This window comes from Curtobacterium sp. AC272 (assembly GCF_979258155.1).
The window spans coordinates 195,794-212,745 of sequence record NZ_OZ409838.1; the positions used below are offsets into that span (position 1 = coordinate 195,794).

Sequence of the window (16,952 nt, forward strand, 5' to 3'; positions counted from 1 at the left end):
GTTCCGCAGAGCGGGAATCGGCACATCCGTGCCGCACGGTTGTGCCGTGCAGCACCCTTGCACGTTCGTGCACGGAACATTTCTACAAGTTGTCGAAGTCGGTGGTGACGCGGTACCGTTGAAGAGTCCCAACGGCTGTGACATCTGATGTATCCGTTCCACAGGAAGACACTGACGTGCACCGACTGCGCGCGGCGACCCGACTGGGAAGTGCCGCATGACCGACCTCCTCGACCCGCTCATCCTGTCGCGGTGGCAGTTCGGTCTGACGACCATCTACCACTTCCTCTTCGTCCCGCTGACGATCGGCATGGCCGCCGTGGTGGCCGTGTTCCAGACCGCCTGGTACCGGACCGGTCGCGCGCACTACCTGCAGCTGACCCGGTTCTTCGGACGCATCTTCCTGATCAACTTCGCGATGGGCGTCGTGACGGGCATCGTGCAGGAATTCCAGTTCGGCATGAACTGGTCGAACTACTCGCGCTTCGTCGGTGACGTCTTCGGCGCCCCCTCGCGCTCGAGGGGATCCTGGCCTTCTTCTTCGAAGCCGCGTTCATCGGCGTCTGGATCTTCGGCTGGGACCGCTTGCCGAAGGGCTGCACCTGGCGAGCATCTGGTGCGTCAGCGCCGGCACGATCATGTCGGCGTACTTCATCATCGCCGCGAACGCGTTCATGCAGCACCCGGTCGGCTTCTCGATGAACGAGGCCAAGGGGCGTGCGGAGCTCACCGACATCTGGGCGGTCCTCGGCAACAAGGTCGCTCTGGCAGCCTTCCCGCACACGTTGTTCGCCTGCTTCATGGTCGCCGCAGCGGTGATCATCTCGGTCGCCGCCTACCACCTGGCGCGGAACCAGAACCTCGAGACGATGATGCCGGCGCTCAAGTTCGGCATGTGGACCATGGTGGCGGCGGGTGCCCTGACGGTGCTCACCGGCGACCAGCTCGGCCTGACCATGGTCGACACCCAGCCGATGAAGATGGCCGCAGCCGAAGCGCTGTACAACACGGCGACCGGCAAGGACGCCTCGTTCTCGATCTTCACGCTCGGCACCCCCGACGGCGTGCACGAACTGTTCTCGATCCGGGTGCCCTACCTGCTGTCGTTCCTGTCCACGCACACCTTCAACGGCACGGTCGAGGGCATCAACGACCTGCAGGCGCAGTACACCCAGGTCTACGGGCCCGGCGACTACAAGCCGATCATCTGGGTCACCTACTGGTCGTTCCGCTGGATGATCGCGCTCGGCGTCGGTGCGGTCATGGTGTCGCTCGCCGGCCTCTGGCTGACCCGCAAGGGCCGCTTCCCGACGAAGCGCTGGATCTGGCGCGTCGCCACCTGGACCGTCCCGCTCCCGATGGCCGCGATGATCGTCGGCTGGATCTTCACCGAGATGGGTCGCCAGCCGTGGCTCGTGTTCGGGTTGCTCAAGACCAGCGACGGCGTCTCGCCGAACGTGACCGGGCTCGAGGTCCTCATCTCGCTCATCGTGTTCACCGTGATCTACGGCTCACTGGCGGTGGTCGAGTTCAAGCTCATCAAGAAGGTCGCGCAAGAGGGCCCTGCCGCTCCGGCAGAGGTCGACGAGGAGACCGGCGAGGTCAAGCACGAAGTGACGGTGTACTGAGATGGATCTGCCTGTCCTCTGGTTCGCGATCGTCGGCGTGTTCTTCGTCGGCTACTTCGTCCTCGACGGCTTCGACTTCGGTGTCGGCATGTCCCTGCCCTTCCTGGGCAAGGACGACACCGACCGTCGGGTGCTCATCAACACGATCGGCCCGGTCTGGGACCTCAACGAGACGTGGGTCATCGTCGCCGGCGCCTGCCTGTTCGCGGCGTTCCCCGAGTGGTACGCCACGATGTTCTCCGGGTTCTACCTGGCGCTGCTCCTCATCCTCGCGGCGCTGATCCTGCGCGGTGTCTCGTTCGAGTACCGGCACCAGAACAAGCACCTTGAGTGGAAGCGTCGCTTCGACCTGATGATCATCGTCGGGTCCGCCCTGCCGTCGTTCCTCTGGGGCGTCGCGTTCGGCAACGTCGTCCGCGGGATCCCGATGGACTCGGGGCACAACTACACGGGCACGCTCTTCGACCTGCTCAACCCGTTCGCGCTCCTGACCGGCGTGGCGACGCTGCTGGTGTTCTTCACGCACGGCGTCGTGTTCGTCGCGCTGAAGACCGAGGGTGAGATCCGCGAGCGGGCGAAACGCCTGGCGACCCGGGCTGGCATCCTGACGATCGTCGTCGGCGCCGCGTTCCTGGTCTGGATGGCGTTCGTCCGGGCGACCCCGGCCTCGCTCGTGCTCTCGGTGGTCGCGGCGCTCGCGCTCGTCCTGGCCGTGCTCTGCAACGCCTGGGGCAAGGAGGGCCGGGCGTTCACGCTCATGGCCGTCACCATCGCCGCGATCGTGCTCGCCATGTTCACGGCGATCTTCCCGGACGTCATGCCCGCCACTAACGACCCCGCGAACAGCCTGAACGTGTACAACGCCTCGAGCGGCTCGTACACGCTGACGGTGATGAGCTGGGTGGCGCTGATCTTCGTGCCCCTCGTGTTCGCGTACCAGGCCTGGACGTACTGGGTGTTCCGCAAGCGTGTCTCGCGGGCCCAGGTCACCCAGGCCGCGCACTAGGCAGGCGACGGTGAAGCCGCTCGACCCGCGACTCCTGCGCCTGTCGCGGACGGCGCGCGGCTTCATCGTCGCGGCCGCGGGCACCGGCGTCCTCCGCACGGTCGCGACCATCGCGATCGCGTGGGGGATCGCCGCCGCCGTGACCCTCGGCATCGACGCGGTCCAGGACGGCCGTGTCCCGAGCACCTTCGGGCAGGCGCTCGCGGTGCTGGGCGGCGCGTTCGTGCTCCGTGCCGTGGCGGCCTGGGCGACCGACGACCTGGCGGCCCGCGCCGCGGCGAAGGTGAAGAGCGAGATGCGGACCACGGTGCTCGCCCGCGCCGCCGAGCGGGGTCCGTCCTGGCTGGCGGGCCGATCGAGTGCGGGGTTCGCCACCACCCTCGGGCCTGGCCTCGACGCGCTCGACGCCTACTTCGGTCGCTACCTGCCGCAGCTCGCACTCACCGCGATCGCCACACCGCTGCTGCTGGTCGCGATCGGCCTCGGTGACCTGACGAGCGGGCTGATCATCCTGTTCGCCCTGCCGGTCATCCCGGTGTTCATGATCCTGATCGGACTCGCGACCCAGTCGTTGCAGCGGAAGCAGTCCGACGCCCTCGCCAAGCTCGGCGGCGCCTTCCTCGAGGCCGTCGAGGGCCTGGCCACCCTCAAGGTGTTCGGTCGCGCCCGGCGCCAGGTCGGCCGCATCGGCGCCGTCACGGACGAGTACCGGCGCGGAACGCTCGGGGTGCTCCGGCTGTCGTTCGTCAGCGGGTTCGCACTCGAGCTCGCCGCGAGCCTGTCCGTCGCCCTCGTCGCGGTGTCGATCGGCATCCGGCTGGTCGACGGCTCGCTCGGGCTCGGCGCCGCGATGTTCGTCCTGGTCCTCGCCCCAGAGGCGTTCGCCCCCATCCGCCAGGTCGGCGCGGACTTCCACGCCGCCCAGGACGGCGTCGAGGCATCGGCAGCGGTCCTCGACGTCCTCGACGACAACGACACACAGTCCGCGCCGCGCGACGGTGCGGACCACGGCGACCGCTCCGGCGGCCACGGCGTTGGCCGTGCACGGTCTGACCGTCCGGCGGCCCGACGTGGTGATCGGCCCCCTCGACCTGCACGCCGACGCCGGCACCGTCGTCGTGCTCGCCGGCCCGAGCGGCTCGGGCAAGTCGAGCGTCATCGCCGCACTCCGCGGCGTCGTGACGCACGACGGCACCGTGGTCGTCCCGGGCGCCGCCGGTACGACCGCCGCCGAGCGCACCACCTGGGCCGACCAGCGACCCCGCCTCGTGCGCGGGACCGTCGCCGAGAACGTCGCGCTCAGCGCGACCCCCGACGCCGTGGACGTCCGGACCGCGTTGCGCGACGCGGGGCTGGGAGTCGACCCGGGCCTCCCGATCGGCGCCGGCGGCAGCGGACTGTCCGGCGGCCAGGCGCAGCGCGTCGCCGTCGCGCGGGCGCTGTACCGCGCCCGCCGCGTCGGCACACCGTTGGTCCTGCTCGACGAACCGACGTCGGCGCTCGACGCCGAGGCCGAGGCCCATGTCGTCGCCGCGATCCGCGGCCTCGCAGCCGACGGCACGGTCGTCGTGGTCGCGAGCCACCGACCGGCGGTCGTGGCCGCGGCCGACGTCCGGGTCGACATCGGCACCGGTGGGTCGGTCACCGTCCGGACGGGGGTGCGCGCATGAGCCGGCAGCGAGCGCTGTCCCGGCAGCGACCGCTGTCCCGGGAGGCCCTTGGAGCGTCGGTCCTGCGGCTCGCGATGCCGCACGGGTCGGGTTGGGCGAAGGCGGTCGCCGCCGGTGCGCTCAGTGCGGTCTGCGCCGTGGCACTCCTCGCCGCGAGCGGTTACCTCATCACGCGTGCCGCCGAGCACCCGCCGATCCTCTACCTGACCCTCGTGATGGTCGGCGTGCGGGCGTTCGCACTCGGGCGTGCGGCGCTGCGCTACGTCGACCGGCTCGCCGGGCACGACGCGTCCTTCCGGCAGCTCGCGGTGGTGCGCACCGAGATGTACCGGCGGCTCGCCTCGGTCGCACCGGCAGGGCTCGGCAGCACCGGCCGTGGCGACCTGATGACCCGCCTGGTCACCGACACCGACCGGCTGCAGGACCTGCCCATCCGCGTCGTCGGGCCGCTGGTGTCCGCCGGGGTCGTCGCCGTGCTGTCCGTCGTCGCGGTGTCGATCGTGTCGGTGCCGGCCGCCCTCGTGCTCGTGCTCGCCCTGGCGGTCGCGGCGCTGCTCGGGTCGGTCGTGACGCGGTCGATCGCCGAGCGCTCCGACCGTGAGACCGCGGCGGACCGTGGTCGGGTCGCGGACCTCGTGCTCGACACCGTCCGGACGCTCGACGTCTTCGCGGCCTACGGCACCCTCGACGAGCGCCTGGCACACATCGCCCGTCTCGACGCCGGCGTCACCCGTGCGGTCCGCCGCCGTGGCACGGTCGAGGCGCTCGTCGGTGCCCTGGTCGGGCTGGTCGGCGGCGGCGCGGTGATCGGGATCCTGGTCGTCGGTGCACCCGCCGTGGTGTCCGGGTCGCTCGACGGACCGCTCTGGGCGCTGACCGTGTTCGTGCCGCTCGCGCTGTTCGAGGTCGTCGGCGGCGTCCCGCTCGCCGTCCTCACGCTGCGCCGCGTGCGCGCCGCCGCCGAGCGGGTCGAGCAGGTCGTCCCCGCACGGGTGCCCGCGGGCATCGTGCCCGAACCCGAGCAGGACGCCGACCAGGCCGAACTGACGGTGTCCGGTCCGGTCAGCGTGGCGGTGCGCGACCTGACCGTGCAGTGGCCCGGAGCCACGACGCCGGCGGTCGACGGGGTCTCGCTCGACCTGCACCCCGGCGAGGTCGTCGTGCTCGAAGGGCCGAGCGGCGCGGGGAAGTCCACGCTCGTCGACGCGCTCGTCCGGTTCGTCGACCACCAGGGCTCGTACACGCTCGACGGGGTCTCGGCGAAGGACATGCACCCCGACGCCGTCCGCGCCCGCATCGGGCTCATCGAGCAGGACCCGTTCGTATTCGACCAGTCCGTCCGACAGAACCTGCTGTTCGCCCGCGAGACCGCGACCGACGACGAGCTGCTCGCCGTGCTCGACCGGGTCGGCCTCGGCGAGTGGGTCGGGCGTCGCGGCGGGCTCGACGCGTCCGTGGGGGAGCGCGGGGCCTCGTCTCCGGCGGACAGGCGCACCGGCTCGCCCTGGCACGCGCGCTCCTGCACGCGTTCCCAGTGCTGGTGCTCGACGAGCCCACGGCAGACATCGACCCGGACCTCGGCGACGCCGTCCTGCACGACCTCGTCACGACGGCCCGCGCAGCGGGCCGGACGGTCGTGATCGTGTCGCACGTGCCGGTCCGGGCGGACCTGGTCGACCGCACCCTGCGGATGGCCGCCGGCCGCCTCGTGACCCCTGACGGACCGCAGGCGGTGCGGGCGGCGCGAGTCGGGCCTCCCGGCTTATATCCTTGTGAACCGTGACCACCGAGCAGCACGCCGAGGACCCGAACGCCTACGACTTCCGTCGTATCCAGGAGAAGTGGCAGCCCCGCTGGGAAGAGCTCGGGCTCTTCACCACCGACCTGGACGACACGCGTCCGCGCAAGTACATCCTCGAGATGTTCCCGTACCCGTCCGGCGACCTCCACATGGGGCACGCCGAGAACTGGGCCCTCGGCGACTTCGTGGCGCGCTACTGGCGCCAGCAGGGCTTCAACGTCCTGCACCCCATCGGCTGGGACTCCTTCGGCCTGCCCGCCGAGAACGCCGCGATCAAGCGCGGGGTGGACCCGAAGGACTGGACGTACGCGAACATCGCGCAGCAGAAGGCGTCCTTCAAGCGCTACGCGCCGTCGTTCGACTGGAGCACCGAGATCCACACCTCGGACCCCGAGTACTACAAGTGGAACCAGTGGCTGTTCCTGAAGATGTACGAGAAGGGCCTGGCGTACCGCAAGGACAGCTGGGTCAACTGGGACCCGGTGGACCAGACCGTGCTCGCGAACGAGCAGGTCCTGCCCGACGGCACCTCGGACCGCTCCGGCGCCGTCGTCGTCAAGAAGAAGCTCACGCAGTGGTACTTCAAGATCACGGAGTACGCCGACCGCCTGCTCGACGACCTCAACCAGCTCGAGGGTCGGTGGCCCGCCAAGGTCATCGCGCAGCAGCGCAACTGGATCGGCCGGTCGGTCGGCGCGGACGTCGACTTCCTCATCGAGGGCCGTGACGAGCCCGTCACGGTGTTCACGACGCGCCCCGACACGATCCACGGCGTGACGTTCCTGGTCGTCGCACCGGACTCGGACCTGGCGGCGTCGCTCGTCTCGTCTGCTCCGGACGACGTCCGTGCTGCGTTCGACTCGTACCTGGTCGCCACCCAGAAGACATCCGAGATCGACCGGCAGAACGCCGACCGCCCGAAGACCGGTGTGCCGCTCGGCCGCTTCGCGATCCACCCGCTGACGGGGAGCGCCTGCCGATCTGGGCCGCCGACTACGTGCTCGCCGACTACGGCCACGGGGCGGTCATGGCCGTGCCGGCGCACGACCAGCGCGACCTCGACTTCGCCCGGGCGTTCGACCTGCCGGTGAAGGTCGTCGTCGACACCAACGCCGCGGTCACCGGAGCGATCCCGGTGATCACCGAGGACACCGAGCTGCCCGACCTCAACCCCGCGACCACGGGCGAGGCGCTGACGGGTCAGGGCCGGATGATGAACTCCGGCCCCCTCGACGGCATGTCGAAGCAGCACGCGATCACCGCCGCGATCGCACTGCTCGAGGAACGCGGGACCGGTCGCGCCGCCAAGACCTACCGCCTGCGTGACTGGCTCATCTCGCGCCAGCGCTTCTGGGGCACGCCGATCCCGATCATCCACGGCGCCGACGGCAGCGAGCACCCCGTGCCGCTCGACCAGCTGCCGGTGCGGCTGCCCGACACCGAGGGGCTCGACCTCAAGCCCAAGGGCACCTCGCCGCTCGGCGGAGCGACCGACTGGGTCAACGTCCCGAACCCCGTCGACGGCACGCCCGCGCTCCGTGACACCGACACGATGGACACCTTCGTCGACTCGTCGTGGTACTTCCTGCGCTTCCTGGCAGCGAACGACGACACCCAGGCGTTCGACCCCGCGGTCGCCCGCAAGTGGGCGCCGGTCGACCAGTACATCGGCGGGATCGAGCACGCGATCCTGCACCTGCTGTACGCGCGCTTCGTCACCAAGGTGCTCTTCGACCTCGGTTACCTCGACTTCACCGAGCCGTTCTCGGCACTGCTCAACCAGGGCATGGTGCTGTCCGGCGGCTCGAAGATGTCGAAGTCGAAGGGTGGTGTCTCGCTCGGCGACGAGCTCGACGCGAACGGCGTCGACGCGATCCGCCTGGTGATGGGCTTCGCCGGCCCGCCCGAGGACGACATCAACTGGGAGGACGTCTCCCCGTCTGCCTCGGCACGCTTCCTGGCCCGCGCCTACCGCCTGGCGACCGACGTCACGTCGACCCCGACGTCGTCTGGGCCGAGGGTGATCGCGCCCTGCGCCAGGTGACGCACCGGTTCCTGGCCGATGCGCCGGGCCTGATGGAGTCGTTCAAGTTCAACGTCGTGATCGCGCGGCTCATGGACCTGGTCAACGTGACCCGCAAGGCGATCGACAGCGGCCCCGGTGCCGCCGACCCCGCCGTGCGCGAAGCCGTCGAGACCGTCACGCTCGGCCTCGCCGTGTTCGCGCCGTACACCGGCGAGGAGATGTGGGAGCAGCTCGGGTACGAGGCCACCGTCGCGCTGCACGGTTGGCGGAAGGCCGACCCGACGCTGCTGGTGCAGGAGACCCTCACCGCCGTCGTGCAGGTGAACGGCAAGGTCCGCGACTCGTTCGAGGTGTCGAAGTCGATCGATCCCGCCGAGCTCGAGGCACTCGCGCGCAACTCGGCGAACGTGCAGCGGTACATCGGTGACCGCGAGATCGTGAAGGTCATCGTGCGGGCGCCGAAGCTCGTGAACATCGCCATCAAGGGGTAGCCCTCGGGTGTCGTCGGCCGTCCACAGGGTGGGCGTCCGACGCACCTGTCCACAGACCAGCACCTCGGAGCCCGGCCGATCGGCCGGGCTCCGTAGCGTTCGGGGCATGTCGTCGCCCTCGTCACCGGACCCTCGGTCAGTGGACGGTGCGCCCGCATCGGGACGCGTGCTCTGGTCGCGCCTGGTGCTCTCGCCGCGGGCCGCGGTGGTGCTGGCCGGGGTCGTCGTGGTGGTCGCGCTCGTGGTGGTCCTGGTCGGGTCGCTGCCGGGGCGCGGTGGTGCGGGGGCGGGCGGGGTCGTCGTCAGTGGTGCGCCCACCGCCGGTGCACCCACTGTCGGTGCGCCGTCCGCTGGTCCTGCATCCGGTGGGGAAGCGGTTGCCACTGGTGCGGCGCGTGTGGTGGTGCACGTGCTCGGGGCGGTCGAGCGCGACGGCGTGGTGCGCCTGCCGCCGTCGAGCCGGGTCACCGACGCGATCGAGCGGGCCGGCGGCGCGACGGCGGACGCGGACCTGGACCGACTGAACCTGGCGCGGGTCCTGACCGACGGCGAGCGGCTGTACGTGCCGCGCCTGGGCGAGGACGAGGTGCCGGCGGCGCTCGATCCGGTCGGCGGCGGTGCGGCCGCAGCGAGCGGCGGCAGGGACGGCGGTACGTGTGCTGCGGGTGCTTCCGGAACCGGTGCTGACTCCGTCGTCGACCTGAACAGTGCCGACCAGGCTGCGCTCGAGACCCTGCCCGGCATCGGTCCGGGGTTGGCCGGCCGGATCCTCGCCTGGCGCGACGAACACGGCCGGTTCACCGCGGTCGAGGACCTGCTCGACGTCAGCGGCATCGGCGACGTCCGGTTCGCTGAGCTTCGTGACCGCGTACGGGTCTGAGCCGTGCCCGTGCAGCTGCGGCCGAGCGCGACGGACCTGCGGGTGGCGGTGTCGGCGGCGATCGCCTGGATCGTGACGACCGTGCTGGTCGGGGGACCGGCGGCAGCGCCCGTGGTCGGGATCGTGGCCGCGGTGCTGGCCGTGCTGGCCGGTGGGAGTGCGATCGTCGCAAGTCGTCGTTCGGGCCGTCGCTGCCGCACCGTGACCGCGTGTGCCGGCCCGGTGCTCGTCGCGGCGGCGCTGACCGCGTTGCTCGCGGTGTCGGTCACCGTGGGTGAGACCCGACGAACGCCGGAGGTGCTCCGCGCCCTCGCCTCCGGGGCGGGCACCGTCTCGTTCGACGCGGCCCTGTCGCGCGACCTGGGCCCGGGTGACCGCTCGGTGCTCGCGACGCTCGAGCGTGCCGACACGGTGCGTGCGCTCCGGGTACCGGTCCGGCTCGTGCCGCCGGGCGAAGGTGCGCTCGTGCCATCGGGTGACGATCACGACCGCGTGCTGGCCGCGGGAACGCGGGTGACCGGCTCCGGGACGCTCGAGGCCGACGTCCCCGGGTCCACGACCGCGTTCGTGCTGTTCCTCCGGGGGTGCCCGCCACCGAGCCACCCGGGGGACTGCTCGGAGTCACCGACACCGCCCGCCGGGCTTTCGTCCGTGCGACGGCCGACCTGCCCGAGCCCGGAGCCGCACTCCTGCGTGGCCTGGCGATCGGCGACCGGTCCGGTCTCGACGCAGCGACCGAGGCAGCGATGGAGACCTCGGCGCTGACCCACCTGACCGCGGTGTCCGGGTCGAACTGCGCGGTGATCGTCGGCCTGGTGGTGGTGGTCGGCCGACTCTGCGGGGCGCCGCGGTGGGTCCGGGCAGCGTCAGCCGTCGCCGTGCTGCTCGCGTTCGTGGTGCTCGTGCGGCCCGACCCGTCGATCGTCCGGGCCACCGTGATGGCGGTCGTCGTGCTGGTCGTGCACCTGTCCGGTCGCCCCGTTCGCGGTCTACCGCTCATCGCCCTGGCCGCGATCGGCATGCTGGTGGTCGATCCCTGGTTCTCGCGGTCGTTCGGGTTCGCGCTGTCGGTGCTCGCCACGACCGGCATCGTGGTGCTCGGACCACCGCTCACCACGCTCTTCGCCCGACGGCTGTGGCCACCGGCGGCGCTGCCCTCGCCGTGCCGGTGGCGGCGCAGGTCGCCTGCTGGCCCGTGACGATCCCGCTGTCCGCGGCGCTGCCGACCTACGCGGTGCCGGCGAACCTGCTGGCCGAGCCCCTGGCACCGATCGTCACCGTCGTCGGCCTCGGTGCGTGTCTGCTCGCGCCGGTCTGGCCGTGGGGTGGGTCGGTCCTGGCAGCCGTTGCCTGGGCCCCGCGTCGGCAGTCGGCGGCATCGCCCACGGTGCAGCGCTGCTGCCGTACGCGTCGGCGCCGTGGCCGGGTGGAGTCGTCGGGGTGGTCGGCGCCGTGGTCGTCAGCGCGAGCCTCGCGGTCGCCGTGCTGAGCACTCCGACGGTGCGGAGCCGCCTGTTGCTCGTCGCGGGAGTCGTCGTCGTGGTCGGTGTCGCCGCCGTCGCGGTTCCCGTGCTGGTCGTGCGCGGTTCCGTCCCGGGCACCTGGGCGGTCGCGGCGTGCGACGTCGGACAGGGCGACGCCGTGCTGGTCCGTGGCGGCGACAGCACGGCCCTGATCGACACCGGGGACGATCCTGGTCGCCTCCGGGCATGCCTCGACCTGCTAGGGGTCCGCCGGATCGACCTGCTCGTCCTCACGCACTTCGACCGCGACCACGTGGGAGCGGTGGACGAGGTCACGGGCATCGTCGACACGGCGCTCGTCGGACCCGTCGGCCGTGCGTCGGACAGCCGCGTCGTGCAGGACCTGCAGCGCGGTGGCGTCGACGTCCGGCAGGCCGACGACCGGGTGTCCGGCGTGCTCGGGCCGCTCGGTTGGCGCGTGGTGTGGCCGCGGGCGGACAGCCCGGACGCCGGCAACGACGCGAGCATCGTGCTCGTGACCGAGCCGCTGCCGGGCGACGACTGCCCCACGTGCGTGTCCGGGGTGTTCCTCGGCGACCTGGGGGAGACCGCGCAGCGTCGGCTCCGCTCCGGCGGTGGGCTCCCCGACGGCCCCGTCGACGTCGTGAAGGTCTCGCACCACGGTTCGGCCGACCAGGACCCGCTGCTGTACCGGCAGCTCGCGGCCCGCGTCGGACTCGTCGGCGTCGGCGCGGACAACACCTACGGCCACCCGACACGGTCGGCGTTGTCGATGCTCGCATCGTCCGGGACGGCCACGTACCGCACCGACGAACTCGGCACCGTCGTGGTGGGTCGGGCGGACGCCGACGACCTGCGGGTGTGGACGGAGCACACGCCGTCGGTGGCCGCCCGTAGGATCGTCGGAGCACTCGTCGCACCGGCACCGTCCGGGTCGGCACCACCGGAAGGACCGCATGCCCGCCAAGAAGCCCGCGCGCGCCGCGGCGAAGATCGACCAGGTCCCCTGGTCGGGGATCCGCCCGGCCCCGGTCGTGCTCGTCACCGGGCCCGAGGCGTTCCTGGCGGACCGGGCCAGCAGCGTGCTCAAGGACCTGCTCGTGGGCGAGGACCCGGCGCTCGAGGTGCACGACCTCGAGGCCGACCAGTACGCTCCCGGGCTGCTCGCGACCCTCGCCAGCCCGTCGTTGTTCGGCGAGCCGCGACTCGTGCGGGTCACCAACGTCGAGAAGTGCACCGACGCCTTCATCACCGAGACCATCTCGTACCTGCAGGCCCCGGCCGACGACGTCACCCTGGTGCTCCGGCACGGCGGCGGGGTGCGCGGCAAGAAGCTGCTCGACACGATCCGCAGCGGGGTCGGCGGTGGGGTCGAGGTCCTGTGCGACGAGCTCAAGCGCGAGACGGACCGCATCGACTTCGTGAACGCGGAGTTCCGCGCCGCCCGACGCAAGATCGCGCCGTCGGCGGTCCGCACCCTCGTGGTCGCCTTCGCGGACGACCTCGCCGAGCTCGCCGCTGCGTGCCGGCAGCTCCTGGCGGACGAAGCGCAGGAGATCACCGACAAGGTCGTCGACAAGTACTACGGCGGTCGCGTCGAGACGAACGCGTTCAAGGTGGCCGACATCGCCCTGGCCGGACGGTCCGCTCCGGCGATCGTCGAGTTGCGGCACGCCCTGGCCACGGGCGAAGCCCCGTTCCGATCGTCGCGGCGTTCGCGAGCAAGATCCGCACGATGGCGAAGGTCAGCGCGTTCCGCGGGCCGAGCGGTCAGGCGGCGTCGGCGCTCGGCATGGCCCCGTGGCAGGTGCAGCGCGCGCAGCGTGACGTCGCCTCGTGGAGTGAGACGGGTCTTGCGAACGCGATCACGAGCATCGCCGAGGCGGACACCGCGGTGAAGGGCGGCTCGCGCGACGCGCACTACGCACTCGAGGTCATGGTCCGCACCATCGCCCGACGCGGCGAGGCGCGCTGAGGCGACCCGCGCCTCCCGGTCGTCGCGCGCTCCCGGTCGTCGCGCGCTCGTCGCGCGCCCACACCCGCGCACTTGGTGAGCAGAAATGGTCGAGTGCCGACCTGCCACCCGACCATTTCTGCTCACGAAGCGTGCCGCCCGCGACGCAGGCCGCCCGCCCACGCCCCACGCACTGCCCCCGCACACGACGAAGGCCCCGCACCGAACGGTGCGGGCCTTCGTGCAGCGCTCAGGAGATCAGAGCGATGCAACCTTCTTCGCGATGGCCGACTTGCGGTTCGCGGCCTGGTTGCGGTGGATGACACCCTTGCTCACGGCCTTGTCGAGCTTCTTCGACGCGGTGGCCAGGGCGGCAACGGCCTTGTCCTTGTCGCCAGCGGCAACGGCGTCGTTGGTGTGACGGATGAACGTCTTCAGCTCCGACTTGTAGGCCTTGTTGCGTTCGGTGGCCTTGAGGTTGGTCTTGATGCGCTTGATCTGCGACTTGATGTTCGCCATGTGTAGCTCCTGCTTCGTCTCGTACGGGTGGGCGCGACCGCGGGGTAGAGGGCCCTCGGTCGCATCGCGTTCCACCCGTGGGCGGGGAACGCGCAAGCCAGCCACCAACATTACCAGGCGAACGGCCCGCCACCAAAGCACGAAACACCGCCGGATCGGCGTGATCTCGCGGCAACACGCACCGGATACGGTGACGGCATGCCATCCCTCGCGCCTCGGATCGACACCGTGCCCGCCTCCGGCATCCGGAGGGTCTTCGAGCAGGCAGCGCTGCTGCAGTCCGCCGGCACCCCGGTCACGATGCTCGTGATCGGCGAACCGGACGTGCCCGTGGCGCCCCACATCGGTGACGCGGCCCGTCGCGCGTGGACCGAGGACCGGACCGACTACACACCGAACGGCGGCATCGCGCCCCTGCGCGAGGCGATCCGCGACAAGCTCCGCCGCGAGAACCGAATCGAGGCCGACCTCGAGCAGATCTGGACGACGATCGGTGCGACGCAGGCCCTGTTCCAGGCGATGACGCTGACGCTGAGCCCCGGCGACGAGGTCCTCGTGCCGGACCCCGGCTACACGACCTTCACGATGAACGCGCACATCCTCGGAGCCACGCCGGTGCCGTACCGGCTCGAACCGCAGCACGGGTTCGAGCCAGACCTCGAGGCACTCGAGGCGAGCGTCACCGAGCGCACCCGCGTGCTCGTGGTGAACTCGCCGTCGAACCCGCTCGGCTCGGTGTTCGGCGAGGACACCCTGCGCGCGCTGCTCTCCTTCGCGAAGCGGCACGACCTGTGGGTGATCAGCGACGAGGTCTACGAGTACTTCACCTACGGCACCCGCCACGTCAGCCTGGCTGCGCTCGACGAGGACGACCGGGTGTTCTCCGCGTTCTCGCTGAGCAAGACCTACGCCATGACGGGTGTCCGGGTCGGGTACCTCGTGACGCCGAAGGGCCTCGGGCCGACGATGCGCACCACGCAGGAGGCGATGATCAGCTGCGTCGCCGAACCCGACCAGTACGCGGCGCTGGCGGCGATCGTGGGGGACCACTCCGCGGTGCGCGACGCCCGCGAGCACTACCGCGCGAACCTCGAGGTCGCGAAGGAGGTCCTCGACGCCGCCGGCATCCGGTACCTCGATCCGCGCGGCGCCTTCTACCTCTGGGTCGACGTGTCGCACGCCTCGGACGGCGACGTCGCGGCGTGGGCGCTCGGCCTCCTGCGGCGCGAGGCCGTCGCGGTCGCGCCCGGCAGCGCGTTCGGCCGCACCGGCGAGGGCTGGATCCGCGTCTGCCTGGCCGCCACCCCTGACGACCTGCGGCGCGGCCTGGGCGTGCTGCCCACACCGGCGCACGCCTCCGTCTGACGGGCGATCGCGGCCAGGAGGCCCGGTGCCGGTCGGCGCGACAGCGCACGGTGCGCAGTCCTCCACCTGGTGCGAGGGTGCTCGCCCCGTGCCGCGCAGCATGCGGTCACGGGGCGGTCAACCGCGCACGGGCCCTGCTGACCTCGCACCGTGCGGGGCCGGCACACCGGCGCGAGGGCGCACCGAGCGCGCATCGCACGTCGCGCAGCCGCGCCGTGCCTCCAGAGCGGGTGAAGCATGGGAGACTGGGCCGACCGTCCGACCCACCTGAGGAACCGTGAGCCCACAAGCATCCGCTCCGCTCGAGCCCGCCGCGACCCCGGCCGGCGCGATCCGCAACTTCTGCATCATCGCGCACATCGACCACGGCAAGTCCACGCTGGCCGACCGCATGCTGCAGATGACCGGCGTCGTCGAGGAGCGCGCGATGCGCGCGCAGTACCTCGACCGCATGGACATCGAGCGCGAGCGCGGCATCACGATCAAGTCGCAGGCGGTCCGCATGCCGTGGGAACTCGACGGTGAGACCTTCGCGCTCAACATGATCGACACCCCGGGCACGTCGACTTCTCGTACGAGGTCTCGCGTTCCCTGGCAGCGTGCGAGGGCGCGATCCTGCTCGTCGACGCCGCCCAGGGCATCGAGGCGCAGACGCTGGCGAACCTGTACCTGGCGCTCGAGAACGACCTCGAGATCATCCCGGTGCTCAACAAGATCGACCTGCCGGCAGCCGAACCGGAGAAGTACGCGGCCGAGCTCGCGCAGCTCATCGGCGGCAAGCCGGAGGACGTCCTGCGGGTCTCCGGCAAGACCGGCGTCGGCGTCCCCGAGCTCCTCGACCTGGTGGTCCGGCGCGTACCGGCACCGGTCGGTGACGTCGAGGCCGCGCCGCGCGCGATGATCTTCGACTCGGTGTACGACAGCTACCGCGGCGTCGTCACGTACATCCGGATGATCGACGGCTCGATCAAGCCGCGCGAGAAGGTCCAGATGATGTCGACCAAGTCGACGCACGAGATCCTCGAGATCGGGGTGTCGAGCCCCGAGCCGATCCCGACGAAGGGGCTCTCCGTCGGCGAGGTCGGCTACCTGATCACCGGCGTGAAGGACGTCCGCCAGTCCAAGGTCGGCGACACCGTCACGAGCGCGCAGAAGCCCGCGACCGACGCCCTGCCCGGCTACACGGACCCGAAGCCGATGGTGTTCTCGGGTCTGTACCCGATCGACGGGTCGGACTACCCGGACCTCCGCGACGCGCTCGACAAGCTCAAGCTCTCCGACGCGGCCCTGGTCTACGAGCCCGAGACGTCCGTGGCACTCGGCTTCGGCTTCCGCTGCGGGTTCCTCGGGCTACTGCACCTCGAGATCATCACCGAGCGGCTCTCGCGCGAGTTCGGCCTCGACCTCATCACGACCGCGCCCAGCGTGATCTACGAGGTCACGAACGAGGACAACTCCGTGACCGAGGTCACGAATCCGTCCGAGTTCCCCGGCGGCCGCATCGTCGAGGTCCGTGAGCCCATGGTCCGCGCGGCGATCCTGGCCCCGAAGGACTACGTCGGCGCGATCATGGAGCTGTGCCAGTCGCGCCGCGGCTCGCTGCTCGGCATGGAGTACCTCGGCGAGGACCGCGTCGAGATCCGCTACGAGATGCCCCTCGGCGAGATCGTGTTCGACTTCTTCGACCAGCTGAAGAGCAAGACGCAGGGCTACGCCTCGCTCGACTACGAGCCCATCGGTGACCAGGCAGCCGACCTCGTGAAGGTCGACATCCTGCTGCAGGGCGACCAGGTCGACGCGTTCAGCGCGATCGTGCACCGCGACAAGGCCTACGCCTACGGCACGCTGATGACCGAACGGCTGCGCAAGCTCATCCCGCGCCAGCAGTTCGAGGTCCCGATCCAGGCGGCCATCGGCGCGCGGATCATCGCCCGCGAGAGCATCCGCGCGATGCGCAAGGACGTCCTGGCGAAGTGCTACGGCGGTGACATCACCCGCAAGCGCAAGCTCCTCGAGAAGCAGAAGGAGGGCAAGAAGCGCATGAAGACCATCGGCCGGGTCGAGGTCCCGCAGGAAGCCTTCATCGCAGCGCTCTCCGGCGACGTGGAAGAGAAGAAGAAGTAGCGAC

At 71.0% G+C, this 16,952-nt stretch carries 8 protein-coding genes and 8 pseudogenes; 14 read left to right on the plus strand and 2 right to left on the minus strand.

Annotated features, from left to right (window positions below; translation table 11 throughout):
* Positions 1–217 precede the first annotated feature (217 nt).
* From ACZZ0J_RS00990 to ACZZ0J_RS01040, 11 genes and pseudogenes are all read left to right on the plus strand, one after another.
* Positions 218–1,628 (plus strand): annotated as a pseudogene (locus ACZZ0J_RS00990) (cytochrome ubiquinol oxidase subunit I).
* A 1-nt stretch (position 1,629) separates the two neighbouring features.
* Positions 1,630–2,634, plus strand: a complete 1,005-nt coding sequence (gene cydB, locus ACZZ0J_RS00995) for a cytochrome d ubiquinol oxidase subunit II (RefSeq protein ID WP_123340389.1) — start codon at positions 1,630–1,632, stop codon at positions 2,632–2,634.
* A gap of 205 nt (positions 2,635–2,839) precedes the next feature.
* A pseudogene (locus ACZZ0J_RS01000) lies at positions 2,840–3,430 on the plus strand (ABC transporter transmembrane domain-containing protein); the annotation flags it as partial.
* Between the two features lie 244 nt (positions 3,431–3,674).
* Positions 3,675–4,304 (plus strand): ATP-binding cassette domain-containing protein, encoded by a 630-nt coding sequence (locus tag ACZZ0J_RS01005; RefSeq protein WP_463438119.1) that lies wholly within the window; start codon positions 3,675–3,677, stop codon positions 4,302–4,304.
* Positions 4,305–4,423: 119 nt separating this feature from the next.
* Positions 4,424–5,719 (plus strand): annotated as a pseudogene (gene cydC, locus ACZZ0J_RS01010) (thiol reductant ABC exporter subunit CydC); the annotation flags it as partial.
* 5 nt (positions 5,720–5,724) lie between these two features.
* The gene (locus ACZZ0J_RS01015; protein ID WP_463434191.1) at positions 5,725–6,087 is read left to right on the plus strand and encodes an ATP-binding cassette domain-containing protein; all 363 of its coding nucleotides are present in this window, start codon (positions 5,725–5,727) and stop codon (positions 6,085–6,087) included.
* A pseudogene (gene leuS, locus ACZZ0J_RS01020) lies at positions 6,084–8,622 on the plus strand (leucine--tRNA ligase). The gene ACZZ0J_RS01015 and the pseudogene leuS overlap by 4 nt, the downstream one beginning before the upstream one ends.
* 139 nt (positions 8,623–8,761) lie before the next feature.
* Positions 8,762–9,502, plus strand: a complete 741-nt coding sequence (locus ACZZ0J_RS01025; protein WP_463434193.1) for a helix-hairpin-helix domain-containing protein — start codon at positions 8,762–8,764, stop codon at positions 9,500–9,502.
* Positions 9,503–9,505: 3 nt separating this feature from the next.
* Positions 9,506–10,267, plus strand: coding sequence for a hypothetical protein (locus ACZZ0J_RS01030; RefSeq protein WP_463434194.1), 762 nt, complete (start codon positions 9,506–9,508; stop codon positions 10,265–10,267).
* Positions 10,249–10,991: pseudogene (locus ACZZ0J_RS01035) on the plus strand (ComEC/Rec2 family competence protein). Before ACZZ0J_RS01030 ends, ACZZ0J_RS01035 begins: the two are co-directional and overlap by 19 nt.
* A 152-nt stretch (positions 10,992–11,143) precedes the next feature.
* Positions 11,144–11,272: pseudogene (locus tag ACZZ0J_RS01040) on the plus strand (MBL fold metallo-hydrolase); the annotation flags it as partial.
* On the opposite strand, the gene ACZZ0J_RS01045 reads toward ACZZ0J_RS01040, so the two are convergent.
* Positions 11,225–11,737: a hypothetical protein gene (locus ACZZ0J_RS01045; protein WP_463434196.1), complete on the minus strand. Its 513-nt coding sequence runs from the start codon at positions 11,735–11,737 to the stop codon at positions 11,225–11,227. The pseudogene ACZZ0J_RS01040 and the gene ACZZ0J_RS01045 overlap by 48 nt on opposite strands.
* A 205-nt stretch (positions 11,738–11,942) precedes the next feature.
* Between ACZZ0J_RS01045 and holA the strand changes: the two are divergent.
* A pseudogene (holA, locus tag ACZZ0J_RS01050) lies at positions 11,943–12,961 on the plus strand (DNA polymerase III subunit delta).
* A 237-nt stretch (positions 12,962–13,198) separates the two neighbouring features.
* Here the strand turns inward: holA and rpsT are convergent.
* On the minus strand, positions 13,199–13,459 hold the full coding sequence (gene rpsT, locus ACZZ0J_RS01055) for a 30S ribosomal protein S20 (RefSeq protein WP_111085752.1): 261 nt from the start codon (positions 13,457–13,459) through the stop codon (positions 13,199–13,201).
* Between the two features lie 198 nt (positions 13,460–13,657).
* Between rpsT and ACZZ0J_RS01060 the strand changes: the two genes are divergently transcribed.
* On the plus strand, positions 13,658–14,824 hold the full coding sequence (locus tag ACZZ0J_RS01060) for a pyridoxal phosphate-dependent aminotransferase (protein ID WP_463434199.1): 1,167 nt from the start codon (positions 13,658–13,660) through the stop codon (positions 14,822–14,824).
* Between the two features lie 277 nt (positions 14,825–15,101).
* Positions 15,102–16,948 (plus strand): annotated as a pseudogene (gene lepA / locus ACZZ0J_RS01065) (translation elongation factor 4).
* Positions 16,949–16,952: the final 4 nt, after the last annotated feature.

Excerpts from the sequence above, each read along its gene's own strand:
- cydB (WP_123340389.1), top strand. The coding sequence starts at position 1,630 with ATGGATCTGCCTGTCCTCTGGTTCGCGATCGTCGGCGTGTTCTTCGTC.
- rpsT (WP_111085752.1), bottom strand. The coding sequence starts at position 13,459 with ATGGCGAACATCAAGTCGCAGATCAAGCGCATCAAGACCAACCTCAAG.
- ACZZ0J_RS01060 (WP_463434199.1), top strand. The coding sequence starts at position 13,658 with ATGCCATCCCTCGCGCCTCGGATCGACACCGTGCCCGCCTCCGGCATC.